Raw genomic sequence first — 26322 nt, 5'->3', positions numbered from 1 at the left:
ACGGCAGACGCTGGTCCACCGCCAATGCCTACCTGCGCCCGGCCATGGACCGCCCCAACCTGACCGTGGTTACCCATGCCCTGGTGCACAAGGTGCTGCTGGAAGGCAAGCAGGCGGTGGGCGTGCGTTACGAGCGTCAGGGTCAGCTGCAGGACGTGCGGGCCGGCAAGGAGGTGATCCTCAGCGCCGGCTCCATCGGCTCGCCGCACCTGCTGCAACTGTCGGGCATAGGTGCCAGAGACACCCTGCAGGCGGCCGGTATCGAGGTGCAGCACGAGCTGCCCGGGGTGGGCGAAAACCTGCAGGATCACCTGGAGTTCTACTTCCAGTTTCGCTGCAAGCAACCCATCTCCCTCAACGGCCAGCTGGGGTTGTGGAGCAAATTCAAGATAGGCAGCCGCTGGCTGCTGAAAAAAGACGGTCTGGGCGCCACCAACCACTTCGAGTCCTGCGGTTTCATCCGCTCCAAGGCCGGGGTGGAATGGCCGGATCTGCAGTACCATTTCTTGCCGGGGGCAATGCGCTACGACGGCAAGGAAGCCTTTTCCGGTCACGGTTTTCAGGTGCATATCGGCCACAACAAGCCGAAAAGCCGCGGCACCGTCAAGGTGGCCAGCGCCGACCCCACCGTTGCCCCGAAAATCCGCTTCAACTATCTGGAGCACGAAGACGACCGCGAAGGCTTTCGCGCCTGCGTACGCCTGACCCGGGAGATCATCAATCAGCCGGCGATGGACCCGTACCGGGCGGAGGAAATTCAGCCCGGCGAGCAGATCAATACCGACGACGAAATTGATGCCTTCGTACGCCAAACGGTAGAAAGCGCCTATCACCCCTCCTGCACCTGCCCCATGGGCACGGACCAATGGGCGGTGGTGGGCCCGGATACCCGGGTGCACGGCATACAGGGTCTGCGGGTGGTGGACTCGTCCATTTTCCCCACCATTCCCAACGGCAACCTGAACGCACCCACCATCATGGTGGCGGAGCGGGCGGCGGATCTGATCCGGGGCAAGACGCCACTGGCGCCCTCGGAGGCGGAAGTGGGCATGGATGAACAATGGCAGCAACGCCAGCGGGCCAACTCTCCCCGGCGCAGCCTGATCTGAAGCATCTTGCATCCATTCAGAGCGTCCATTCAGTTTTTAACTATCGCAATCGGTGGCGGCTGCCGCCACCGAACGGGCGATACTTAAGACCTGACTCGCACAACCTGTACCCTGCGCAAATGGAAGCTCCTTGTGTTTACCAACCCCTTTACCAACAACAGGAGAAGTCACAGTGTCTTTTAATATGGAAATGAACGGAGGCGACCAATAATGACCGCACTCTTATCGACAGGGATCTTGCTGACCTTCGCGGCCATCGCCCTCATCCTCTATAAATGGGGCAATATCCGCTGCATCGGGGTGACCCCGGTGCGTACCTTCACCTTTATTGCCATTCTCTTTACCTCGGGGCTGGATGTCGGCCTCATCATGTTCCCGCTCACCGAGTTTGCCGGCTATGCCGATCTGGCCGCCAGTCCGGAATATGGCTTCAGCAACCCGCTGGCCATCGAGTTTGGCTTCTGGGGCTTTTTGATCTGGGGCTTCTACTTTCTCACCTGCTTCTACTTCTGCGTGATCGAGCCCAGAGTCGGCTTCTTCGAGTTGCCACTGGTCAAGCTTATCAACAACATGGTCATCATAGGCACCTGCGCCTTTACCGCCTTCCTGCTGCTGAGCAACCTGCCCTGGTACATGCCAGGCATCGGCGACGGCGAAACTGTAGTAGGCAGTTTTTACCTGATAGTGCTGCTGGTCATTTCCGCCGCTGTCTATTCCAGCACCAGCCTGCGCTACGTGAAAATACTGAGCCTGGGCACCAGCTGGCTGTTTATCGGCCTGATTGCCGCCATGTGGGGCAGTGCCTTCCTCGGCACCGGGGATGCACTGGGCGAGTTCGCCGGCACCTTCGCCCTGCTGGGCGATTATTTCGGCAATCTGCATCGCTTTGTGCTGCCCATCAACGACTACCACGAGTTCTATCTGTTCTGGTGGTTCTCCTGGAGCATCATGATCGGCCAGTTTACCGCCCGTTTCGTGGGGGGCCTGCGCACCTGGCAACTGCTGGCGGCCATGCTGGTCTTTCCGTCCCTCGCCATCGCCACCTGGTTCAGCGTGCTCTATTACTTCCACCTCAACGAACTGAGCACCGCCGGTTTCTTCAATTGGGCCATGGTCATAGTGGGTATCACCATGGTCATCAACTCGCTGGACTCACTGGTGCGGCTCTATACCGACAACCTCAAGCTGTCGGTCGCCCGTCTGGGCAGGGTGCGCTATTTTGCCGGTAACCTGATCGTGCTGTCCGGCCTGACCCTGCTGTTCCAGCTCGACTTCCTGGAAATTCAGTGGGTCGGTGCCCTGGTGATCGGGCTCTTCTTCGCCTGCGTCGGTTATATATTGCGGTACAAGCGCACCGAGGTGCTGTCGATAGAGGGTTCGCCCAAAGCCAACCGTGTCGATTACAGCAAGCTCGAGTGGGCCAGCTGATACGGCTGCAGCCCATGAGGCAGCGCTCACCGCACAACAAAACGGCACCTTAGGGTGCCGTTTTTTCATTCAGAGCCCGGAGATCGGGGTTTAACGCACTGCGCCAGCAGCCGGGCGAAAAAGTCACTGCCCTTGCGGCGGGCAAACTGGATATTGCGCTCGGGGATAGACTCGGGATCCTCGTAGTCTGCCAGGGCCCTTTCCATGCTGGCTTCGCGGATGATGTGCAGGGTGGGATAAGGCGAGCGATTGGTGTAGTTGGCGGCGTCATCCTGAGGTTCGCCGTCGAAACAGTAGTCGGGGTGAAAGGTGGCCAGCTGGTATGTGCCCTCGTAACCCTGATCAAACAGCAGATCATTAGCCAGATCGACCAGATCCAGATAGGCGTAGAAGCCTTCGAAGCCACGAGGAATAATCACCAGGGTGGTTTCCACCGCCGGCTGCTCGTCCAGCAGCCGGCACTCGGCCAGCAGCGCCTGCAGCACCGCCTTGGGTTGATGCGCTTCCACCACCATGTAGCGAATGCTGGCCCGCTCTACTTCTCGGCGGGCAAAGGGGCAGAGGTTGTATTTCATGATCACCTGCTTCACCCAGTTTGCGGTGTGCGCTATGTACTGCGCTTGTTCTGACTGCTCTTGTTCTGATTCTGACATGACTCGTTTCTCTTCTGTTTCGGCTCGTCCGACCGGAAAGCTCATCCGCCCGCGACCATGATAAGTCATCTTCGTGGCCCGAGGATATTACTGATAAACCCGGCCATTATGCTTCAGCCAGCCGCCCGGGTGGCGACCTCTGGGATCGTGATGGGTCCAGTGCACCACGCCGCCCTTGTCATTCCATTCATACTCGCCGTAAAACGCCACCGTATCGCCCACTTTCAGGCCGTCGATGCGTGGCGCCAGGTCGATGTTATGGGCAATCAACAGGGTCTGACCGCTCGGCAATGCCAGCAGAAAGCGCTGATGGCGGGAGCCCTTGTTGTCATCCGCCAGCAGGCGAGCCACCCGGCCACTGCCCTCCACCTGCACATCGCTCTGCCGGTTCTGATAGGCCAATGCAATCGGATCTGCGGCGGCCTGCTCCGTCGATAGCAAAGAAAATATCGGCGAGTTCTGAGTCATGGCGCCGACCAGGCCGAGGCCGATCAGCAGGGCAATCAGGAGTTTTTTCATCGGTGTGGCAGCCTCGTTACTGTTAACCTCGTCATTGAGGTCAGGTTATTCGCGGGTAAAAGTCAGATCCGCATAATAACCGATGGCGCTGCCCTTGCTGTTATCGGCGTCGGTCATAATGGCCACGGCCTCGATATAACGAAAGTCTTTGCCGAACAGTCGCCGCAAATCCGCCTTGAGATTGCGTTTTTCACTGACCCAGCCATCGCCATCCTGCGGGTTACGCAGCACCAGCATCATCGCCTTGTCACCGGCGAAGGGATTTTCCCAACGCTGCCCTACTGGGGCCTGCTGCGCCCAGACGTAACTGATCGCCTTACTGCTCAGTCGGGTCCAGCCATCCCGTACCACCACATAGACCCGCACCGCAAAATCGTCTCCCGCCCTGGTGCGCTCGTCGACCACAGCCGGAAACCGCTCTACCCGCCAGCGCCAGCTGAGCCAGGGAGTATCATCCAGATCGATGCGTTGCTCATAGAAAAGTCCGGATGCCGCCCCCTGGCTGCTGGCCCGCACTACCTGCCGCTGCAGCCGGGGGTCAAACACCAGCCGATAGTCGGTCTCGCCGGCAAAGCTTTTGGGCTCCCAGCCGAGCATATCGGCCGGCGAAAACGCCAGTGCCGCTACCGGAACAGACAACGCCAGCAGCAAGCAGCCCAAAATGGGAGCTAAAAAGGGACGGGTAAGCATAGTGGCATCCTGAACAGTGACCCTGTAGCCAGTATAGGCGTCAGCATAAGAATGCCTTGGCCAATCAACCTCGACTGTAAATCCACAGGGCGAGCAGCGCCGCAATATGGCCGACCACGGTGAGCCAGAACACGCGACGAAACGACGCCTTCTGCGACTTGTGTCTTAGCCAGCGTTGCGCCAGCCAGGCACCTGGCCAACCCCCAGCCAATGCCCACAGATGCAGGGTGCGCTCGCGAATCCGCCAGTTGCCCAGCATGGCCGCCCGCTTGTCCCAGCCATACAGCAAAAAGGTTATCAGGCTGAGCAGCCCATAGGCTGCGGGCAGCACAGTCCACCAATCCAGCGGCATCACTCTGGCTCCTTTTGTTGCTGTTGCAATTGCCACAAACGGGCATAACGACCCTGCCTTGCCAACAGCGCCTGATGGCTGCCCTGCTCCACAATGCGGCCCTGATCCATCACCAGAATATGGTCGGCATCGATGATGGTCGACAGCCGATGGGCAATCACCAGGCTGGTCTGGCCGCGAGACACCTCGCGAATGGCCTGCAGTATGCTGCGTTCCGAGCGACTATCGAGGGATGACGTGGCTTCGTCAAACACCAGTATCGGCGGTCGTTTGAGAATGGTGCGGGCAATCGCCACCCGTTGTTTTTCGCCGCCACTGAGCTTGAGCCCACGCTCGCCCACCAGAGTATTGTGTCCGTCCGGCAGGCGGGCAATAAAGTCATCCAGATGGGCCAGCCGAATAGCCTCCAATACCTCTTCGTTACTGGCAGTAATACGCCCATAACGAATATTTTCAAAAATAGAGGCGTTAAACAACACAGTGTCCTGGGGCACTATGCCGATGGCCTGGCGTAACGAAGTCTGAGTGACCTGGCGAATATCCTGCCCGTCGATCAGCACAGCCCCCTCATCCACATCATAAAAGCGAAACAGCAACTTCACCAGGGTCGACTTGCCGGCACCGCTGGCGCCGACGACCGCGACTTTTTGCCGGGGCCGAACACTAAAGCTGACGCTATCCAGAATCGGCCGTTCCGGTCCATAACCGAAGCTTACCCGGCGAAACTCGATTTCCCCCTGCGTCACCGTCAGCGGGGCTGCATTGGCCTCATCCTTGATCAGCGGCGCGCGACGCAACAAGGCAAACATGCGCTCGACATTGGCCATGGAGCCTTTCATTTCCCGATACACGAAACCAAGAAAGTTCAGCGGCAAGAACAGCTGCATCATGAAGGCATTGATCAGCACAAAGTCACCCAGGGTCATGGTGCCGGCCACCACATTTTGCCCCGCCAATACCATCATCACCGTCATGGCCACGGCAATAATCAGTGCCTGACCGCCGTTGAGCGCAAACAGGCTCAGGCGATTCTTGCGTCTGGCCTGCTCCCACTGGGCCAGGTCGGCGTCGTAGCGCTCGGCCTCGTATTGTTCGTTGGTAAAGTACTTCACCGTCTCGAAGTTGAGCAGGCTGTCGACCGCTCGGGTATTACTCTGAGAGTCAGCCAGGTTGGCCGCCCGCACATAGCCGGTACGCCAGTCGGTCGCAATCACCGACCAGGTGATATACAGCACGACGGCAATCAGCGTCACCAGCGCAAACCACACCGAATAGTTGACCAGCAAGACCCCGACCACCAGGGCAATTTCGAACAGCGTCGGCACTATGTTGAATACCATGAAGCGCAGCAGAAAGCTGACCCCCGACACCCCCCGCTCGACATCCCGCGACAAGCCACCGGTATTGCGATCCAGGTGAAACCCCAGCTCCAGCCGATGCAGATGATTAAACACCGTCAAGCCGATGCGACGCATGGCCCGCTCTGTCACCCGGCCAAACAGGGTGTCGCGAATTTCGCCAAACAGTACGTTGGCAAAGCGCACCACCCCGTAGGCCAGCAACAGACCCAGAGGCAGCACCAGCAGCTTGCCGCCGGTGCTGTTGTTAACGCCAGTGTCCATGGCATCGACGATATGTTTGAGAATAAAAGGCAGGCCGACACTCGCCACTTTGGCCGCCACCAGACAGCCCAGCGCCAGCACGATGCGCAGACGGTACTCCAGCAGATACGGCAGCAGGGTGCGCAGGGTTTGCCAGTTAAAAGCGCTGTCGTCAGCCTCGGGATGAAAAGAACTGCGTCGCATACTCCCGCCTGAATAAAAAAGTCATCATGGGTTTATGATACCTCGTTCGACACCACAAGGTGGCATGCTTCAGTTGAAACCACTTTGGTGTAAGCTGGGGTATCAGCATGAATGAGGGACAAACCATGGAACGGGTGCCAGAAAACAGCATTTACAGCGTGCAGCTGGACGGCAATGGCGGCATGCAGCCGCTGCCGGCAGGGGCCGAATTACCGGCGGCGGCACCGGCCTGGGTACATCTGGATTACGGCCGGCCGGATACGGAACTGTGGCTGCTGAATACCAGGCTGCTGAACGACAATGCCCGGGAGGCCCTGCTCGGCCAGAGTAGCCGACCCAAACTGGTTCGCCACGGCGATAACCTGTTGTTGATCCTGCGGGGCATCAATCACAACCAGAGCGACCGGCCAGAAGAAATGGTGGCACTGCGCATCTTTATCAGCCCCCAGCTTATTCTGAGCAGCCGACGCCGCCCACTGTTGTCGGAACAGGACGTCTACCAGCAGCTGGTGGCAAACGGCGGCCCCATCAATCCCGGTGACTGGCTGGTAGAGATGTGTGATGCGCTTACCGACCGCGCCGGCGAGTTTGTGGAGGCCCTGCACGATCAGATCCTGGAGCTGGAAGAGGCGGTGCTGGAAAACGAAATGCCCGCCACCGGTCAGCTGGGGCGCATTCGCAAACAGTTGATCATGATCCGCCGTTATCTTTCACCCCAGCGGGATCTGGTGGCGCGGCTGGCCAGCGAAAAAATTGGCTGGCTGGACGACGACGATCGTCGCCGATTGCTGGATATAGCCGACCGGCTGCGCCGCTGGCTGGACGATCTGGACGCGGGCGTGGCCCGTACCGCCGTGCTGGCGGACGAGATCAACAACATCATGACCGAGGCCACCAATCGCCGAGCCTATCAGATGTCGATTATGGCGCTACTGTTTTTGCCTGCCAGCTTTTTGACCGGCCTGTTCGGCATCAACCTGGGCGGCATACCGGGCGCCGATAGCCCGTTCGCCTTCTGGATCTTCTGCCTGATCCTCACCGGGCTGGCAGTGGGGCTGGGCGTCTGGCTCAAATTCCGACGCTGGTGGTAGCGGACATAAAAAAATCCCTGCTCTTAAAGAGCAGGGATTTTATAACTCGTATTACATACGATAAAGCGACGTTATCAGTGTAAAGCCGTCACGCTTTTATCATGCCTGTTCTGTTAAAGCGGCCACAGCTGGAGCTTTGGCATTATTCGCACAGTTCTCCTCCATAATACGGACTTCTTCACTTAGCCCTTTATATGTCGAATAACACATCACCAGCATCAATACAGACAGCGGCAGGGCCATTGCAACAAGTGCCGATTGCAAGCCTGACAGGCCACCTGTCATCATCAATACCATGGCAATTCCGGCTATTACCACACCCCAGATAACTTTCGTCGTAGTGGATGGGTTAGGGTTACCGTTTTCGCTGATCATGCCCAGTACAAACACCGCAGAGTTTGCCGACGTAATGAAAAATATCAGTACCAGCACCATCGCCAGAATACTAAGCGGGGTAGCCATAGGGAAATAATCCAGAAACTTGAACAGTGCGGAAGTGACATCTGTTTCTACCGCTTGTGCCAATGCCACCTCTCCAAGGTTCTGAATAATATGAATAGCAGAGCCACCCATCACAGCGAACCAGACAAATGATCCCAGTGCTGGTATGAATACGGCGCCCATCATAAATTCCTTGATGGTTCTTCCCTTTGAAATACGCGCAACAAAGCTACCTACCAATGGCGCCCAGGCAATCCACCAGCCAAAATAGAATAGTGTCCAGCTGGCAATCCAGGTGCCATCTCCGTATGGCTCGGTTCTAAATGACATACTGACGAAGTTCTGTATGTAGTCACCCATGCCCTGGAAGAGAACCTTGAAGATAACCTGGGTAGGCCCCATCAACAATACAAAGCCCAGCAAGAAGAAAGCCAGTATCATGTTCAGGTTTGACAGGTTTTTTATGGCTCCCTGCAGGCCAGAAATGGTTGATGCAATATAAACCACGGTCACAATGGAAATAATAGCAATCTGGGTGAAGGTACTGATAGGGACGCCCCAGAGCACATTCATTCCACTGTTCACCTGCATGGTGCCAAAGCCCAGCGAGGTCGCGATGCCAATGACAACGGAAAGGATAACAACCACATCAATCCATTTTCCGATTGGCCCTCTTATTCTGTCGCCAATCAAGGGATAAAAAACGGAACTCAGTGAGGCTGGCAATTTTTTTCTGAACTGGAAAAAGGCAATCGCAACGCCTACCAGCGCATAGCAGGACCAGGCTGACACTCCCCAATGCAAATAAACATACTGCATCGCCATTTTGGCTGATTGTTCGGTTGAACCAGCCCCGGTAGGGGGATCTATATAGTAGGAAACCGGCTCGGCAATTCCCCAGAACACCAGGCTGATACCGATGGATGCACTGAATAACATGCCGATCCAGGTCGCCGTATTATATTCCGGTCTGTCGTGGTCATCCCCCAGTCGTATATGACCAAACTTTGACACGGCCAAGGTCATACAAAACAGGAAGAAAATAAAAACGCATCCCAGAATGAACCATCCCAGATTGTTGTAGATAAATCCGAGTGATCCACTAGAAAAGCTTTCAAGCTTTTCGGGTATGAAAACACCCACGCTTATTAGCATAAGACTAAGAATTAACGATATATAAAATACCGAGTTTTTATATTTCATCATACCACTTCTCCATTATACCACTCTCCATTCGAACAACATGGTTCTACAGCCACCACAGGCATAGGACAACACCACAAGTTGACAAAAGATAACCGCACCGCCGGCTTCAGTCAACATAAAGTTAACCTGATTGACACACGGCGATAGCAATGTAAGTCACTGTTTTATATAGAAAATACATCAAAAGTGCGACTTGGGTTAACTTTTGCGCAAATTATCGTTGACCTGAAAGCCCGCCTTCCATTATCATCCCCTCAACGTCAACTTCAAGTTTACACCTGGAGCAGTAGAGCCATGAGCAATGCAAACAAAATGATTTCCATTAACGATCACATAGATATCGATAATGCCTGGACCATACCGTCACGTTATTACACTTCAGAAGATGCATTTGAGTTTGAAAAAGAGAAAATTTTTGCCAACTCATGGGTTTGCGTAGCCCATTGCAGTGAAGTTGCCGAGAAAAATGCCTATATCACCCGCAAGTTGATCGGTGAGAGCCTGGTTATTGTTCGGGGTCGAGACGGTGTGTTACGCGGTTTCTATAACGTCTGCCCACATCGTGGCCATCAGCTGCTGAGTGAAGAAGCAGGCAAAACCAAGAACGTGATTACCTGCCCTTATCATGCCTGGGCGTTCAAGCTGGATGGCAAGCTGGCGCACGCCACCAACTGCGAAAACGTGAACAACTTTGAAGCCGATGCCATGAGCCTGAGCAGCTTCCATGTGGTTGAGCACGCCGGTTTCATCTACGTTAACCTGACCACAGGCGAGCCACAGCCAATTGAAGAGCAGTTGCCGGGCCTGGCGGAAAAAATGCAAGAAGCCTGTGGTGTCATCAAGGATCTCAAGTTGGCAGCCCGTTTCGTCAGCGACACTCCGGCCAACTGGAAAACCATTGTCGATAACTATACCGAGTGCTACCACTGCCCGACCAACCACGTGAGCTTCGCCAGCTCGGTAGATGTAGGGGTATACGACCACCAGCTGCATGAAAACTGGACCGTTCAGATAGGCAAGGCCAAGCCGTCCGAATCTTCTTTCCAGTTCGACGAGTCGGTCACCGATCCTCGCTTCTACGGCTTCTGGATCTGGCCTTGCACCATGTTCAACATGCCACCGGGTGGCGATTTCATGACGGTTATCTATGAATTTCCGGTCAGCGCCGGTGAAACTCTGCAGCACTATGATATTTACTTCCTGAACGAAGAGCTGACCGAGTACCAGAAAGAGCTGATCGAATGGTATCGCACCGTTTTCCGCCCGGAAGATCTGCGTCTGGTAGAGAGTGTACAACGTGGTCTGCAATCACGCGGTTATAGAGGTCAGGGACGGATCATGACCGACCGTCAGCGCAGCGGCATCAGTGAACATGGCGTGGCCCACTTCCACCAGATGCTGGCCAAGGCTCACTTAGGCGAAACCGTTTAATGTGTGACTGACCTAATGCTCACCCATTAATAGCTGGCGCAGGCCGGGCACAGTGCACTTTCATGCCCGGCCTGCTGTCATAGTAAAATGAAACTCCTGGCTCAGTCGTACACGATGAGGGAATAAATATCATGAACACACTCAGCAATCCGGCACTGTTTCGACAGTCATGCTATATCAACGGCCAGTGGGTCACCGCTTCAGACAGCATCAGCATCACCATCACCAACCCGGTCGATCAGTCGGTGCTGGGCACAGTCCCCAGCCTGACCGTTGAGCAAACCAACGAAGCCATAGTACAGGCTCATGCTGCCATGGCCGGTTGGAGTGCCTTGACCGCCAAAGAAAGATCCAAGATTCTCTATCGCTGGTTCGCACTCATTGAAGCCAACATCGACGACCTGGGTACCCTAATGACGCTGGAGCAGGGCAAACCCCTGCAAGAAGCCAAGGGCGAGATCCGCTATGCGGCCTCTTTCATCGAGTGGTTTGCCGAAGAGGGCAAGCGCGTTTACGGAGAAACCATTCCGCAAACCGTGAGCACGAATCGTCTTTCTACCATCAAGCAGCCGATAGGGGTGTGCAGCGCCATTACTCCCTGGAACTTTCCGGCTGCCATGATCACCCGTAAAGCCGCTCCGGCACTGGCAGCAGGTTGCAGCATCATTATCAAGCCTGCTTCAGAAACTCCCTTTACCGCACTGGCACTGGCCGAGTTGGCAGCTCAGGCAGGTATTCCCGCCGGTATTTTCAACGTCATCACCGGTGATGCCCGAGCCCTGGGCGAGCCACTGACCCAGCACCCGCTGATCAGCAAGTTTTCTTTTACCGGTTCAACCCAGGTCGGCCGCAAGCTGTACGAGCAGTGTGCACCTACCATCAAGAAAACCTCACTCGAACTCGGCGGCAATGCGCCCTTCATCGTGTTCGATGATGCCGATATCGACAAGGCAGCCGCCAGCGCCGTGCAGGCAAAATTCCGTAACGGCGGCCAGACCTGTGTCTGCGTCAACCGCTTCTACGTGCATGATGCCGTTTACGACGAATTTCTCGAGAAATTTACCGCCAAGGTTGCCGAGCTGAACGTCGGTAACGGGCTGGAGCAGAATACCGATATCGGCCCCATGATCGCTCGCCGCGCCATAGACGGCATGCAGGTACTGCTCGACGATGCGCTGGCCAAAGGGGCTCGTCAGCTCGTGCTGGGCAACGAAATTGAAGAACAGGGTAACTTCATCAACCCGAAAATTCTGGTTGATGTGGATGACTCCATGAACATAGTGCACGAAGAAATTTTTGGCCCCATTGCCACCCTGATCCGCTTTCAGGATGAAGATGAAGTGCTGGCCCGTGCCAACAACACCATCTTTGGTCTGGCGGCCTACTTCTTCTCCCAGGATATACGTCGGGTATACCGGGTGGCCGAAAAACTGGAAAGCGGCATGATCGGTATCAATACCGGCATGATTTCCAACGAAGTGGCGCCCTTCGGCGGTGTCAAACAATCTGGGTTGGGTAAGGAAGGTTCCAGATACGGAATCGAGGATTACCTGAGTGTGAAGTATCTGTGCGTCGATATCGCCTGATCTGATTAAAGAGTGAGAACGTTATGAACCAGCAAAAAATTCCAGTCCAGGTAAGCCGCGTCAAACAGCTTAGCCCTAACATAAAGATGTTTGAGTTTATCGCTCAGGATACGCAGCTAAGCACCTTCAGTGCCGGCAGCCATGTTACTGTACACATGGATGAAGCGGGAATTCGGCGGGCCTATTCACTGATCAGTGATCCGCAGCAGCCCCAGCATTACCGCATCTCCGTGCTGCGGGATGAGCAGTCCAAGGGTGGCTCCGCTTACATGCACGAAAATGTTGCCGAAGGAGATCTGTTACATCTGTCACCGGCCGACAACTTTTTCCCTCTGGTTCATGACAACACCAGCAAGCATATTCTGGTTGCCGGTGGTATTGGTATCACTCCTTTCCTGTCCTATCTCTATGAGCTGGAGCAGGCAGACATGGAGTTTGAGTTGCATTACTGCTTCCGTGATGGTGCCAATGCGGCTTATGTGGACGAGCTGCGCGAGCGTATTGGCAATCGCCTGCATGTTTATGACAACGCACAGGATCAGCACCTGTCGGTTGAACAGCTGGTCGCACAGCAGGGCAAGAATACTCACCTCTATGTCTGTGGCCCGCAACCTCTGATCGATGCAGTCATCGAAAGCGGTAACGCCCTGCTGGGTAAAGAGCGGGTACACTTTGAGAACTTTGGTGAAGTGGCCAGCGGTGGAAGCTCCTTCGAGGTCCATTTTCAGCGCTCCGGTTTCAGCCTGGAAATAGGTGAAGACAGCTCTATCCTGCAGGCTATCGAAAACGACAAGCGTATCGACATCGAGTGTCTGTGCCGTAACGGAGTCTGTGGTACCTGCGAGACCACCATTCTGGAAGGGGAAGCCGATCACCGTGACCACTACCTGGACGACGAGGAACGCGCCGCCCAGAAAACCATGATGCTTTGTGTCTCTCGCGCCAAGGGATCACGTCTGGTGCTGGACCTCTAATTACCCGGCACCCTCTATGAATATGGCCGTTGTTCGTTACCCTGGTAATGAACAACGGCCATTTTTTTATGCATACAGGATGCCTCATGCCCCCTTCTTCAATATCCGAGCGCCTGAGACAACACAGAGTTATACCAATTACAGTAAAGTATTCAAATTGGTATAAGACAGCACGGCTTACTCCAGCTCAAACATCAGAAACGCCTGCTGATCACTCCCCAGGTGGTAATGCCCGGTTACCTTTCTGCCTTGAAAGGTAATCTGGCCACTGCCGGTTTCACACAGGCGATTCAGCCAGTCCTGATTGTTGATGACCAGTTGATACAACAGCCCCTGCAGCTCCGGGTACGCCATCTTTTCTGCCTGGCTCTCGTGATTGCTGGCCAGTATTTCCCCGGCCTTGTCGGTAAACACCACCAGATGACTGATGTGCGCCAGCAAGACATCGAAGTATTGCTTCATTTTGCGCAGGCGCAACTCGGTACTTTTGCGTTCGGTATTATCCAGACTGATACCGACCAGCTTGGTAACTTTCCCGTTAGGCCCCTTGACCCCGGTGGCACGCGAAGTTATCCAGCGATATTCGCCGTCCCGGTCGATTTTAAAGTCCATCTCATGGGCTCCGCCCTCGCGAATGATCTTCGAATAACCGCTGACCAGCTTTTCCTTGGCTTCTTCACCCATTAACGCCCAAAACTCGTCGTTACTGCTTAAGCGAATGCCGTATACGGCTTCTACATTATCGGAATAATGTACTTCCTCCGTGAGCAGGTCCCACTCCCAGGTGACAATTTCCGCAGACTCCTGCAGATGCACTTCATTGATATTGCGCGCCCCGGTCTGATTCATAGCGCCGTGCTGACCACTGGCATATTCACCGTACTTCAGCCAGATTTTGTCCACTTGCAGAAAGGAGGCCAATCGATCCAGGTTACTGTCATCTATCATGCCGCCCTTGGTCCACTTGTTGACCGCAGTGCGCGACACACCCAATGCCTGAGCCACCTTCAGCTGGCTCATTTTTTTCTGTTTTAGCTGAGACAGCAAACGCGTCCCGAATACATTTATACCCGTCATTATTTTTATTCGCCTTTTATAGGTTCATCCCGCGCTGACTGTTACAGCCTTTCTGCCAGATATTGCTCCAGGTTCTCGATGAAAGTCCGCAGGTTGGCGTTGGTCCTGGTACTTTGGGAATAGACGGCATATACATCCGCCACCTGCTGCCATTCCGGCAGCACATGCACCAGTTGCCCCTGCTCCAGCTCGTGCATTACGCTCCAGATGGAGCGCAGCAATATTCCCTGGCCATTGACACACCATTGTTTGGCCACGTCGCCATTATTCACGCTCAGCCGACTGTTCGGCGACACCGTCATCAACTCGCCCTGTCGCTCGATTTTCCAGGATGCCGGGGCCTGATTGCGCTCGCGAATGGTAATACAGGAGTGCTGCAGCTCCAGCTCTCGTGGGTGTTCGGGCCAGCCGTGCCGGTCCAGATAAGAAGGGGCGGCACAAAAAATCCGGGTATTCCCCGCAATCCGGCGGGCAATATACTGATCGGGAATGGCCCCGCCGATACAGATATCCAGATCCATGTTTTCGCTGATCAGATCAACGGCTCGGTCGGCCAGAGTCAGGTCGATAGCCAAAAGGGGATAATGCGAGCGTAGCGACAGAATGAAAGGGTTGATGTATTCGGTACCAAAGCCGGTGCTGCAGCTGATGCGCAGCACACCACGGATCTCTTCCCGAGAAGCCCTGAGCTCACTCTTCATCTCCTCCAGGCCCAGTAACAACCGCTCACCGGTGCGCAGTACTATTTCACCTTCCTGAGTCAGGCTGATGGCCCGTGCCGAGCGAAAGAACAGCGCCAGCCCCAGGTTTTTCTCCAGTAGCTTGATCCGCTTTGAGACATAGGCCGGAGAGACCATGAGCTGTTCCGCTGCCCGGGAAAAGCTCATCAGACGAGCGGCAGTTACAAATACTTTAATGTCTTCCAGCGCGGGCAACTTGTCCATGGTTTGTAAACTCAGAGATTACACTTTGTGACTACATCTTATCAGAGCATGTCGTAAACTGGGTGTCTTAGTTCTCACATCGAACAACCTGAGGTTACAATTATGTCAGATTTCAATATTGCAGTAATTCCCGGTGACGGCATCGGCAAGGAAGTCATTCCAGAAGGCTTGAAAGTACTGGAAGCGGCGGCCGGCAAGCATGGCATCAAACTGAACTTCACGTTCTTCGATTGGTCGTGCGAAACCTATCACAAAACGGGCCGCATGATGCCAGAGGACGGTCTGGAGCAGCTCAAGCAGTTCGATTCCATCTTCCTCGGTGCAGTCGGCTTTCCCGGTGTGCCGGACCATATCTCCCTGTGGGGACTATTGCTGCCAATCCGCCGCGCATTCAATCAATACGTCAACCTGCGCCCAGTCCGCCTGTTCGAGGGACTGCAGTCTCCCCTGGCCAACAAGAAGCCCGGTGATATCGACTTCTACGTCGTGCGCGAAAACGTGGAAGGCGAATACTCCGCCATCGGCGGCATTCAGTATGAAGGTACCGATGATGAAATGGTCTCCCAGCAGAGCATATTTACTCGCAAGGGTACCGACCGAATTCTGAAGTACGCCTTTGAGCTGGCTCAATCCCGTGACAAAAAGCACCTGAGTTCAGCGACCAAATCCAATGGCCTGTTCCACTCAATGCCTTACTGGGACAGCCGTGTTGCCGCCATGGCCGGCGACTATCCCGAGGTAAAGGTGGATCAGTTCCATATTGATATTTTCACCGCCAACCTGGTGAGAATGCCCGAGTTCTACGATGTGGTTGTCGGCTCTAACCTGTTCGGCGATATCCTGTCCGACCTGGGCCCGGCCTGTACCGGCACCATAGCGATAGCACCGTCGGCCAACATCAACCCCGAGAAAACGTTCCCATCCATGTTCGAACCGGTACACGGCTCGGCACCGGACATCGCGGGCCAGAACATCGCCAACCCGATTGGAACCATCTGGGCTGCCGCCATGATGATGCAGCACCTGGGTCATCCAGAAATGCACGACACTATCATGACGGCAGTAGAAACAGCCATCCGCGAAGGCCATGCCCTGACCCGCGATATGGGTGGCACGGCAAGTACCCAAGTGCTGGGCCAGGCCATTACCGATCTGATACTGTCACAGTAAGCCGCCTACAGCGTGGCTGGTGGCCAGGGTCACCTCGCTATAAGCCCCTAACAAGAACGGCGCCCCCAGGGGCGCCGTTTTTATTTCAACCTCGCTTGATGCTTATGCGGCAAGCGGCGTGATACGCACTTGGGCGATACGGAAGTCTTCCACTTCCGTCACCTCGAAGCGCAGGTCTTCGTGCTCGAACACGGCACCGGCTTCCGGCAACTGACCACTCCAGGCCAGCAGCAAACCTGCCAGGGTGGCGTATTCGTCATCGGGATCCACCAGCCCCCGGCGAGACAGTACCTGCTCGAGATAATGCAGATCCGTGCTGCCCTTGACCACCCAGCCGGTTCCCTCGCACACCACTTCCGGGTCTTCATCTTCATCGAGAAACTCGCCGACGATGGCCTCCAGCAGGTCGTGGGGCGTGACCAGTCCCTGCACTGTGCCAAACTCGTCGTTCACCAGTACCACATTGCCTCGGGCGTCGCGCAAGACGTTAAGCAAACGGATCACGCTGATGCTGTCCGGCACTATAATGGAGTCGTTGCCTTCGGCCAGCTCGGCCAGGGTTTTCCCCGCCTTGAGCCCGGCCAGGAGCTCTTTGGCCCGCACCACTCCCAATAGATTATCCAGCTCGCCATCACACACCGGAAACTGGCTGTGGGATGAGGCCATCAGCTCGGACAATACCTCTTCGCGACTATCGGACACGTCCAGCCAGACAATCTCGGAGCGCGGCGTCATCACGGTACGGGTCGAGCGCTCGGCCAACGACAGGACGCCGCTGATCATATTACGCTCCTCTTCTGCAAATCCCTGCTCCTGGGTTTGCTCCTGGGTCTGTTCAGACTCGGCGTGCGTCCGAGTATCGCCTCCCATCAGGCGAAAGATGGCGGCGGTGGTGCGCTCGCGCAAAGGGAGACGAGCCTCTTCCCTGGCGGAATTACGCTTGGCCAGTTGATTCAAAAACTCGATCAGAATCGAGAAGCCAATGGCGGCGTACAGGTAGCCTTTGGGAATATGGAAGCCGAAGCCTTCCGCCACCAGGCTGAAACCTATCATCAGCAGGAAACTCAGACACAAGACCACCACTGTGGGGTGCGCATTCACGAAGTCGGTCAGAGATTTGGAGGCGGCCAGCATCACTAGCATGGAGATCACCACGGCCGTCATCATCACCGGCAGGCTGTCTACCATACCGACGGCGGTGATAATAGAGTCAAGCGAAAACACTGCATCCAGCACCAAGATCTGGGCGATAACCACACCGAACCCCGCATATACATCGCTGGTACTGCTTTCGTGCATGGAGCCTTCCAGCCGCTCGTGCAGCTCTGTGGTGGCCTTGAACAGCAGGAAGAGACCACCGCCGATCAGGATCAAGTCCCGGCCCGAAAAGCTCAGCTCGCCCAGGGTAATCAGCGGCGCAGTCAGGGTCACCAGCCAGGACACCACACCCAGCAGCCCCAGGCGCATAAACATGGCCAGCAACAGGCCGAATACCCGGGCCTTTTCACGTTGATGTGGCGGCAGCTTTTTGACCAGAATGGCAATAAAGACCAGGTTGTCGATACCCAGTACGATTTCAAGAACAATCAGCGTCAGCAAGCCCGCCCAAATAGACGGATCCATCAGGAATTCCATGATTTACCTCTTAATAGAAAGTCGATGAGCAGATCAACGGAGTGCGCAAGCCGTACCGAAAGTTTCAGTATGGTTTGGGCAGCAGACAAATCCGGATGGAGCGGCAAAAGCCGAAAACAGCAGAATACGGGAGGGAAATAACGATTCAACAGCGTGGTGCAAGCAACTTCGCGAGCAATCCATATGGTACACCGGGGGTTAACCGGACCTCTTGGTTAAAATGAACGCATATCATAATCATAAAACCCGGGCTGGCAAGCGTATTTAATAGTTTTTGCCGGCCCGGTGCTAAGCGGTGCGCCTGGTAAAGTGCGTCAAACACCGGAAAGCTCTCCCTTGGAATAGCGCACCTGAACTTGCAACCAGATCCTCGAGCGGATCGGGATCCAACAGCAAGGATCTATGCTGCACCGCAACATAGAGAATCTAGTATCAGAAGAGTTAAACTTGACCACAGTGCAAGTCCTCGCCCGATGATCAGCCCATAGTACTGCTGAATGATAGTCAAACAATGGGCGGTTATCCCCGCTTGGGTGCTTTCACGCAATTGGCCTGCGCTCGTTGAGCTCCATGCCAGCGAGATAAGTCACTTCGTCTAACGATGACTACTGCGGCAGAAGCCCAAGTACAATATCGAAGGCTCAGAATTCAATTTACTAAATAAATTTAATATTTATTACTAAACGCTATCAGTTACCTATCGATAGGTATAATACTCTTATGAGTTTCCAGGATAAAGTGAAGCCCAGAGCCGACGTATCAGAGATAATAACTATACAGTTTGAGAGCTTACTATCAACCCTAGCAACAACAAGCCCCATTTGAAAACTAGGGCAATTGTACTTTAACTTATACTATTAATATTAGATTATAAACAATAAATAACTGAAAATAACATTTAATTATTAATAATATTCTTCCTATATCCATCCTGATGTCAAGTCCCAGGCAACGCTCATCTAAATCTATCACAGCTGATCACGATTCAGTATTGAACGCATACTATTCCACCAATAAATATGATCTTAATTATCGCCTAAACCTTCTCAATAAAGCAATCTCTTTTATCTTTAAATCTATTAATAATAAAGTTCCATACCTCACTTAACTTTCTACTACCTATCACATCTGCTCGAGTCGAGATCCAATAGTAACGAGTGAAGGTTATCTGAGGCATAACACGCACTAATCCTGGCGCCGTACTACCAATATAATACGGAAGTATACAAAGCCCGACTCCCGCTTTTGTTGCATGAACTTGAGCGGCAAGACTAGTACTTTGAAAAGAGAAGTTAATATCTTCAGGGAGTTCACGATGATAAAGTAAAGCTTCTGAATATACCATCTCTTCAATATAACCTACCCAAGGTATATCTTTGATATTATGCTTAGTCATTTTCTCAGGTAATGTAGATGATAACCCTTCAGACGCATAAATACCAAGACTGTATTCAGTTAATACCCGGGTTACAACTGCATCACTTTTTGGTTTTTGTATCGCAATACTAATATCAACTTCTTTAGTTGATACATTTGTATTCTTTGATAATGTAATAAGCTTTACATTAATAGGATTTTTCTTTGCGTAAGATGACATTTCATGGGCAACAAAATAATCAGAAATCCCTTCATTAACCCCTATTTTTATTTCTGGCACATCTAACATAATAAGGGCTTCACTAAGGATATTAGATGATAATTTCATCTCAACTTCCTCAGCAATATTCAGTAGTACTAGTCCCGCAGAAGTTAAATCAAAGCCATCTATACTTTGAACAAAAAGCTTGACATTAAGATTACTTTCCAATGCTTGAATTCTATTAGATATAGTTGCTCTTGATGTATCTAAAATCTTTGCCGCGTGAGATACACGCTTACATCTATGTAATGCTAAAAAATACTTTAGGTCATCCCAGCAAAAGTCACCCATAGATAACTTCATCACTACTTACCCTTAATTTATCTAATAAAGATTATTAGTCACCGCATTAACATCGTCACATGAAGAAAGCTCCTTCAACAATATTTTATATATTCCGACTATTCAATCGCTATGTTTATCATGTTGTTAAGTATATCACGTTACTACCAACTTGTTATAGAGATGATGTGCATTTTTGAAGCGCTGGGCTAAAGGTGAACAGATCTTTATTCAGTTTGGTATGAGTTACACTCAATATGTCAATGAACGTACCAATGGTGAGCTTATGGCCATTGATGGCAAGGTGCTATGCGGTTCTTATAACCGAGGTGACAGGCAGCCTGCCATATAGTCAGCGCCTTCGCCTCCACCAACAATGTGATCATTGGCCAGCTAAAAGCCGATGCCAAGTCGAACGAAATCACTGCCTCTCTGGCATTACTCAAGCTGCTAGATAGCAAAGATGCCAGGTATCCATTGATGCCATGGGCTGTAAGACCGCCACTGTCGGCGCCATCGTCACGCAAGGTGGGGCTACCTACTTGTCGGTCAAAGGTAACGAGGCGCTACTACATCGTGCTGCTCAAAAGGCACTCATGCGACTCCTATCAGACAACAACTGACTCGGACAATATGATGGTGGAAACAGGACATGGTCATATGAAGACAGTCAATATCATGTGCTACCTGCTGATAACGTGGTCAGCCAACTCCCGGAGTGGGAGGACTCTAAAACTCTGGGATGGCCATCGGCTGTCGCCGTTTGGCAAATCAGGAAAACAGTCTTTCGAGTATCGCTACTCCATCATTTCGACTGAGTCGGACAAAGCTCGCTCCGCTGCCGCCGTGTGGGGGTATTGGCGTATCGAGAATACTCTGCACTGGGTGCCAGGTGCTGGGAGTTGGACGTTTTGATGAACGAAGATGATTGCTCCATCTATCGCGATGAGGCGGCTGGTATTTTAGCTTGCATGCGACACTTGGCGCTGAATATGTTGCGAGCAGCAACAACGAAAAGGCCTGCATCTGGAGCAAGTACTGATCACGGGCCTTAGCTAAGCGGGTGAAAAATGAACATACACGCTCTCACCCTGGTTACTCTGGCCACTCATCACTGTTACTTATTTGACACCTGATGCGACAAAATTTGGCATTTACTACCTAGATGTAATTCCTTACATTTGCCACATATTAATTAACAACAATAAAACAAATAACCAACTCACATATTTAGTCTACGTATTACTTTAACTGCCCTATCAAACTATATAGAGAAACACTAATGAAAAAATATAAAGCCCTAGCGCTAACCATTTCATCTTTGGTATTTTTAATGACAGGATGTAACGATAGTGAAGCCAACTCTAAAGAAAAAACTATAGAGTGGGATCTTTCACTATGGGGCGGACAAAGAGCTATTACATTACCTGCCGACGACTGGGCTGCAGCAATGTATGAGCGCACAGATGGAAAGTGGAAAATAAATATTCACTATGGTGCAACTCTTAGCAACCCACAAGATAATTTAGATAACTTATCAAGTGGTCTTTTTGAAGCCGCAGCTGTGTCACCATTTTACACCCCAGGAAAATTACCTTTAGTTCAGGTGATGGATCTACCATTTATAATGCCAAGCGACTTTGAAAGTATTGTCAACACTGCAAAAATTATGTTCCAAGAGCCAGAGATTATCAAAGAGCTCGACTCTTGGAATGTTATGCCATTGTTGCCAGGAATGACACCACAATATGAGTATATGGGTAAAGTTGAAATCAACTCCATAGAAGATTTTAAGGGTGTAAAGATAGCCGGAATGAACGCAGACATTGGAAAAGTTTTTGCCGAGTTTGGGGCAATCCCTACTCCAATGCCAGCTCCAGAACTTTATAGTAGTTTAGAGTATGGGACAATTGACGGTGTAATATTCCCTTACTCATATGGCATGGGATCATACAATTTATATGAGGTATCTAACTATGGAACCACTAGTATTGCTGCTGGTTCTCCAGTAACAACGTTCTTTGCAAATAAAGATGCTTGGGCAGCCCTTCCTGATGAATTTAAAAAAATACACAATGATTATATTGAAAATGACTATTTAAAAAGTGCGGTTAATCACATAAAAAACTCTGACTTACTCTATGAAAGCAAGTTCCAAGCCGAAGGTATCAGTATTGCTAACCTTGATGTAAATGAAAGAGAGAAATTAGTCTCAAAATCTAAAGATGTATGGCTGGAGTGGGAAGAAACTTGGAAAGAAAGAGGGGATACCAAGCATTTAATAAGCAGAATTGAAGATGTTAAAAAAAGCTTAAGCCAGAAAAGAGAAAACTAAAATGAAAGAAGATGGAGTAACTATTTTAGAGAAAGCATTAACTAAGCTTAGCATGATATCCTTAATGCTAATGATGTTTACCGTTTTCATTGACGTTTCAGGAAGATTCTTTATAAACAAGCCGATAGCTGGCGCCAAAGAAATAATTGAATTTACAATGATTTTTTTAGTTTATTTCGGCCTGAGTTATACTCAATCTCAAAATGGTCATGTCGGCATGGACTTATTTGTTGACAAGTTAAAAAACTACAAAGGAAAAGTAAGACTTTTAATTTTAACAATAAACTCGCTTGTATCTATTTCGGTGTCAGCTCTATTAATAGTGTTTGCCTTTGGGCAGACCTTAAGCGTATATAATCGAGGGGTATTAAGCATTTACTTGCAATGGCCTATGTGGATTATGTCCCTCTGTATGTTATTAGGTGTTACTCTTTTATTCCTTAGGGTTACAAAGGAGTTCCTTGACTCTATAAAAGAAAATACACAAAGGGAGGCACAATGTCCTCAACAACACTAGGACTACTTCTTTTAGCCTTGTTATTGCTTCTTATGTTAATAGGCTCAAGAGTCTCGTACGCTGTTATTTTCGTTAGTACCATTGGTATATTTGTATTAAAAGGGTGGACTCCTACAGCAACATTCATAGGGGGATTATCAATATCCGAGGTAGGAAGCTACACATACAGTGCATTACCTTTATTTATATTGATGGGCTATTTCACTTATTATGCAGGAATTGCAGATGATTTATTTCATTCCACTAAAGTATGGGTAAAGCATATACATGGTGGCCTTCCGACTGCAACAATCCTTGCTAGTGCCGGGTTTGCCACTGTATCAGGAGCCAGTACAGCCGCAACTAGCGTAATCGGAAAAATATCAATTCCACAGATGTTAGGTGCTGGTGTAAAACCGTCAATGGCAGCGGGAGTAGTTGCCATGGGTGGATGCTTAGCGGCACTGATTCCACCAAGTACAGTAATGGTTGTTTATGGTATTTTAACAGAGCAATCCATTTCAAAAATGCTTTTAGCCGGTATTATTCCTGGCATTCTGACTGTTACTGTTTACATGATATATATATATATATCATCACGCTTAGAGAGCAGTAAATCAGGGCAGCGTGAACCACCATCATCTTGGAGAGAAAGGCTTTCGTCCTTAAAGTTAACCCTCCCAATAATCTCTTTGTTCTTGTTAGTTATTGGGGGGATATATCTAGGTGTTTTTACTCCTACAGAAGCATCAGGAATAGGAGCATTAGGTGCTTTATCAATAGCCATTGTTCTCCGAAGAATGACATGGGAAAAGCTAAAGCTAGCATTATCTGACACCGTAAAAACAACCTGTATGATATTTTTCATTATGGTTGGAATATCTATATTTAGCCGATTCCTGTCACTTGCGGGGATAAACCAGTTAATAAATGATTATATTATAGGCATTGATACGTCACCAATATTCATCGTAATAGTGATGTTGTTTATATATCTAATACTAGGGATGTTCATGGATGCAGTTAGCATGATGATGCTTACTCTTCCTATATTCTTCCCAATAGTTAATTCATTAGGATTAGACCCGATTTGGTATGGTATTTTAGTTATAAAGATGGCGGAAATAGGTTTGGTATCTCCACCAGTCGGCCTAAACTGCTTTATTGTTAAGGGTGTTACTACAAAAATACCAATCACAGACATATTCAAAGGTGTAATGCCTTTTATAGCCCTAGAGTTGATCACTGTTGCAATACTATTAATGTTTCCATCAATCGTGACAGTCATACTTTAACATACAAACAGTAATCACACTTATTAACGGAGGTTACAGGAGCTCCCTAGGGGCTCCTTAATAACAATATGAAAATTGCTTGCGCTCAATTCTCACCAAAACTATTCATGATCCATAAAAATCTGGATTGTATTTTATCCTGCATGTTGAGGTCCTCGAAAAAAGGTGTTGATTTATTATTATTCCCAGAGTGTGCACTAACAGGATATATACTTAAAAGTATCAGTGACTTTGACAATTTCAATAATGACGAGATACTATCGGCAATTGAAAAAATAAAAAAGGAAAGCATTAGGTTAGACATCAACGTTGCTTTTGGCACATTAGTAAAAAGAGGTGAGTCTTGGTTTAACTCTTGCTACATAGCAACTAGAAAAGGGGATTTATTTTATCAGAACAAGTCTCACTTGCCTAGTGTTGGTGCTGACAGATTTATACAGCCAGAAGATAGCCCATTAAGAGTGTATAATATTGATAACTATAAAGTGGGTATCATCATCTGCTACGAAGCAAGATTCCCAGAAATGGGAAGAAGCTTGAGTATTTTAGGAGCAGACATTATCCTCAACCCTACAAACTATCCAAAAAAATCCGAAAAAATAACAGATTACATACTTCCGACAAGAGCCATGGAAAATAAAGTTTTCATTTTATCAGCCAATCGATGTGGCGTAGAAAATGAAATGGAATTTTTAGGAAAAAGCACCATATATGACACTAATGGTGATATTTTAGCACAAGCAGACAATCAGTCTGATGATATCATACATGCAGAGATTTCGGTTGAGAATGCTAGGAATAAGAAAATAGTTTTTTCTGACAACTACAACCACTGTGGTACTAATGATATATATAATGATAGAAGACCGCAGGTTTACATATTGTAACTAACCAACATCACCCTAACGACTCCCTACTACAGTCGTTAAGTCTAGCAACAATATTATTTACGTAGTACCGACTGCCTAACTTCAGCTAGCATGGCTCGCCCATGCTAGCTGAAGTTTATTAATTAAAAACTTTAAAGATAAAACACATAGATAGGTACTCATGCATTAAAAATTTTATAAGTTTCACATAAGCCTTGCCCCGATTGGATTTACTTTGCTGCGATGGTTGAGCGTTTCGTCATTAATACTGGAAAGCCCAGTTCAGATGATGCTCTATTTCCTGCGTTGCCCGTTGGCTTATCGCTATTACCACAGGGCAGAACCCTTAGCCATCCCCTCATATGAGCTAGAGCTGACGCGGCTTGGCGGGTAGACTATCCGTTTTTGAACCAAACTCGACGGCACGGCAGCTCATGATTACCCGCGATACGATATCTGAACACCTCAATGACATCTTTGGTCAGGATATGCATGCTAAGCGTGTGCTTTCATTAGCTAATGCCACTCAAGGTGTTATTGAATCTAGTTCGCTGGCCATTCATGCCATTGGCAATGGTCTTGCCCAAGCTAATGGTTTGGAGCGCAAATACGCTATCAAACAAGTTGACCGATTACTGAGTAACAGCAAACTCAATGTCTGGTCACTGTTCGATGACTGGGTGCCTTACGTGGTGGCCGAACGCAAGGAAATCGTGGTCTCGATGGACTGGACCGAGTTCGATGCCGATGACCACAGCAGCATCGTTCTGAGCATGCAGACCAGCCATGGGCGCAACACGCCACTGCTCTGGAAAACCCACAAGAAGTCGCAGCTGAAGGGCCAGCGCAATGCTCATGAAGACGAGCTGTTGTGGAAGTTGAAAGCCAGTTTGCCAGACGATGTTGCTGTCACCGTTGTGGCCGACCGCGGCTTTGGCGATACGGCTTTGTTCGCTCTTCTGGAAGACGCCCTAGAGTTCAACTATCTCATTCGTTTTAAAGACAATATTCTGCTCTGCCCTGTAGGGGAAGACCTCAAGCCAGCCAAGCAATGGCTGACGTCCAGCGGCCGTACTCGTACCCTGAAAGACGTCGAGCTGACGGCTCATCGGCAGCCTGTTGCCCGTGTCTTTTGCTGCAAGAAAGCGGATATGAAAGAGGCCTGGTTTCTGGCCAGTAACCGCCGGAATCTGGGTGCCGCCGATGCCCTCAAACTGTATCCGACATTCCGCACCTAATTCAGGAATAAATGGCCTGATAGCGCTCACCGAGTGCTGCAAGAATGGTCTGTTGCG

At 50.8% G+C, this 26322-nt stretch carries 21 protein-coding genes and 2 pseudogenes; 13 read left to right on the top strand and 10 right to left on the bottom strand.

From position 1 onward, the window contains the following. A partial coding sequence (locus tag ACN0VL_RS13660) for a GMC oxidoreductase (RefSeq protein WP_417618275.1) occupies positions 1–1109 on the top strand: 1109 nt, incomplete at its 5' end. A 210-nt stretch (positions 1110–1319) separates the two neighbouring features. Then, positions 1320–2537 (top strand): BCCT family transporter, encoded by a 1218-nt coding sequence (locus ACN0VL_RS13655; RefSeq protein ID WP_417618273.1) that lies wholly within the window; start codon positions 1320–1322, stop codon positions 2535–2537. 65 nt (positions 2538–2602) lie between these two features. Here the strand turns inward: ACN0VL_RS13655 and ACN0VL_RS13650 are convergent, their stop codons facing one another. The 5 genes from ACN0VL_RS13650 to ACN0VL_RS13630 form a co-directional block, all read right to left on the bottom strand. Continuing rightward, entirely contained in the window at positions 2603–3190 is a 588-nt protein-coding gene (locus tag ACN0VL_RS13650) for a DUF1415 domain-containing protein (protein WP_417618271.1), read from the bottom strand. Positions 3191–3277: 87 nt separating this feature from the next. After that, positions 3278–3709, bottom strand: coding sequence for a DUF3465 domain-containing protein (locus ACN0VL_RS13645; protein WP_417618269.1), 432 nt, complete (start codon positions 3707–3709; stop codon positions 3278–3280). Between the two features lie 45 nt (positions 3710–3754). Then, on the bottom strand, positions 3755–4399 hold the full coding sequence (locus tag ACN0VL_RS13640) for a DUF3047 domain-containing protein (RefSeq protein WP_417618267.1): 645 nt from the start codon (positions 4397–4399) through the stop codon (positions 3755–3757). Between the two features lie 64 nt (positions 4400–4463). Continuing rightward, positions 4464–4751, bottom strand: coding sequence for a DUF1294 domain-containing protein (locus ACN0VL_RS13635; RefSeq protein WP_417618279.1), 288 nt, complete (start codon positions 4749–4751; stop codon positions 4464–4466). Next, complete coding sequence (locus ACN0VL_RS13630) at positions 4751–6556, bottom strand: ABCB family ABC transporter ATP-binding protein/permease (protein WP_417618265.1); 1806 nt, start codon at positions 6554–6556, stop codon at positions 4751–4753. Before ACN0VL_RS13630 ends, ACN0VL_RS13635 begins: the two co-directional genes overlap by 1 nt. Positions 6557–6681: 125 nt before the next feature. On the opposite strand from ACN0VL_RS13630, the gene zntB reads away from it, so the two are divergent. After that, positions 6682–7647, top strand: coding sequence for a zinc transporter ZntB (zntB, locus tag ACN0VL_RS13625; protein ID WP_417618277.1), 966 nt, complete (start codon positions 6682–6684; stop codon positions 7645–7647). Positions 7648–7746: 99 nt separating this feature from the next. Here zntB and ACN0VL_RS13620 read toward each other — a convergent pair whose 3' ends face one another. Then, the gene (locus tag ACN0VL_RS13620; RefSeq protein WP_417618263.1) at positions 7747–9294 is read right to left on the bottom strand and encodes a BCCT family transporter; all 1548 of its coding nucleotides are present in this window, start codon (positions 9292–9294) and stop codon (positions 7747–7749) included. Positions 9295–9588: 294 nt separating this feature from the next. Between ACN0VL_RS13620 and ACN0VL_RS13615 the strand changes: the two genes are divergently transcribed. From ACN0VL_RS13615 to ACN0VL_RS13605, 3 genes are all read left to right on the top strand, one after another. Next, positions 9589–10725 carry an aromatic ring-hydroxylating oxygenase subunit alpha gene (locus tag ACN0VL_RS13615; RefSeq protein ID WP_417618261.1) on the top strand — a complete coding sequence of 379 codons (1137 nt, stop codon included), beginning with the start codon at positions 9589–9591 and terminating at the stop codon, positions 10723–10725. Positions 10726–10856: 131 nt separating this feature from the next. After that, positions 10857–12311, top strand: coding sequence for an NAD-dependent succinate-semialdehyde dehydrogenase (locus ACN0VL_RS13610; RefSeq protein WP_417618260.1), 1455 nt, complete (start codon positions 10857–10859; stop codon positions 12309–12311). Between the two features lie 23 nt (positions 12312–12334). Then, positions 12335–13285, top strand: coding sequence for a PDR/VanB family oxidoreductase (locus ACN0VL_RS13605; protein WP_417618258.1), 951 nt, complete (start codon positions 12335–12337; stop codon positions 13283–13285). A 177-nt stretch (positions 13286–13462) separates the two neighbouring features. Here the strand turns inward: ACN0VL_RS13605 and ACN0VL_RS13600 are convergent, their stop codons facing one another. Together ACN0VL_RS13600 and ACN0VL_RS13595 are read right to left on the bottom strand one after the other, a co-directional pair. Continuing rightward, a complete protein-coding gene (locus ACN0VL_RS13600) occupies positions 13463–14362 on the bottom strand; it encodes a helix-turn-helix domain-containing protein (RefSeq protein WP_417618256.1) in 900 nt (299 codons plus the stop codon). A 41-nt stretch (positions 14363–14403) separates the two neighbouring features. Next, on the bottom strand, positions 14404–15306 hold the full coding sequence (locus tag ACN0VL_RS13595; RefSeq protein WP_417618254.1) for a LysR substrate-binding domain-containing protein: 903 nt from the start codon (positions 15304–15306) through the stop codon (positions 14404–14406). A 102-nt stretch (positions 15307–15408) separates the two neighbouring features. On the opposite strand from ACN0VL_RS13595, the gene ACN0VL_RS13590 reads away from it, so the two are divergent. Next, entirely contained in the window at positions 15409–16476 is a 1068-nt protein-coding gene (locus ACN0VL_RS13590; RefSeq protein WP_417618252.1) for a tartrate dehydrogenase, read from the top strand. Between the two features lie 102 nt (positions 16477–16578). Here the strand turns inward: ACN0VL_RS13590 and ACN0VL_RS13585 are convergent, their stop codons facing one another. Next, positions 16579–18111, bottom strand: a complete 1533-nt coding sequence (locus ACN0VL_RS13585) for a TerC family protein (RefSeq protein ID WP_417618250.1) — start codon at positions 18109–18111, stop codon at positions 16579–16581. A gap of 481 nt (positions 18112–18592) precedes the next feature. On the opposite strand from ACN0VL_RS13585, the pseudogene ACN0VL_RS13580 reads away from it, so the two are divergent. After that, positions 18593–18676 (top strand): annotated as a pseudogene (locus ACN0VL_RS13580) (hypothetical protein); the annotation flags it as partial. Between the two features lie 471 nt (positions 18677–19147). Here the strand turns inward: ACN0VL_RS13580 and ACN0VL_RS13575 are convergent. After that, positions 19148–20053 (bottom strand): LysR family transcriptional regulator, encoded by a 906-nt coding sequence (locus tag ACN0VL_RS13575; RefSeq protein WP_417618248.1) that lies wholly within the window; start codon positions 20051–20053, stop codon positions 19148–19150. Positions 20054–21314: 1261 nt separating this feature from the next. Here ACN0VL_RS13575 and dctP point away from each other — a divergent pair. From dctP to ACN0VL_RS13550, 5 genes and pseudogenes are all read left to right on the top strand, one after another. Next, positions 21315–22367, top strand: coding sequence for a TRAP transporter substrate-binding protein DctP (dctP, locus tag ACN0VL_RS13570; RefSeq protein ID WP_417618247.1), 1053 nt, complete (start codon positions 21315–21317; stop codon positions 22365–22367). Between the two features lies 1 nt (position 22368). Then, the gene (locus ACN0VL_RS13565; RefSeq protein WP_417618246.1) at positions 22369–22884 is read left to right on the top strand and encodes a TRAP transporter small permease; all 516 of its coding nucleotides are present in this window, start codon (positions 22369–22371) and stop codon (positions 22882–22884) included. Beyond that, positions 22866–24158: a TRAP transporter large permease gene (locus tag ACN0VL_RS13560; protein ID WP_417618244.1), complete on the top strand. Its 1293-nt coding sequence runs from the start codon at positions 22866–22868 to the stop codon at positions 24156–24158. Before ACN0VL_RS13565 ends, ACN0VL_RS13560 begins: the two co-directional genes overlap by 19 nt. A gap of 68 nt (positions 24159–24226) precedes the next feature. Continuing rightward, positions 24227–25045, top strand: a complete 819-nt coding sequence (locus tag ACN0VL_RS13555; protein WP_417618243.1) for a carbon-nitrogen hydrolase family protein — start codon at positions 24227–24229, stop codon at positions 25043–25045. Between the two features lie 416 nt (positions 25046–25461). Then, positions 25462–26247: pseudogene (locus tag ACN0VL_RS13550) on the top strand (IS4 family transposase); the annotation flags it as partial. Between the last annotated feature and the right edge of the window lie 75 nt (positions 26248–26322).

The sequence above is a fragment of the Oceanisphaera sp. genome (assembly GCF_048268965.1).
In the GTDB taxonomy this organism is placed as follows: Bacteria; Pseudomonadota; Gammaproteobacteria; order Enterobacterales; family Aeromonadaceae; genus Oceanimonas.
The sequence above is the reverse complement of the archived record's forward strand: the minus strand, read 5'-3'. Positions and strand labels throughout refer to the sequence as shown.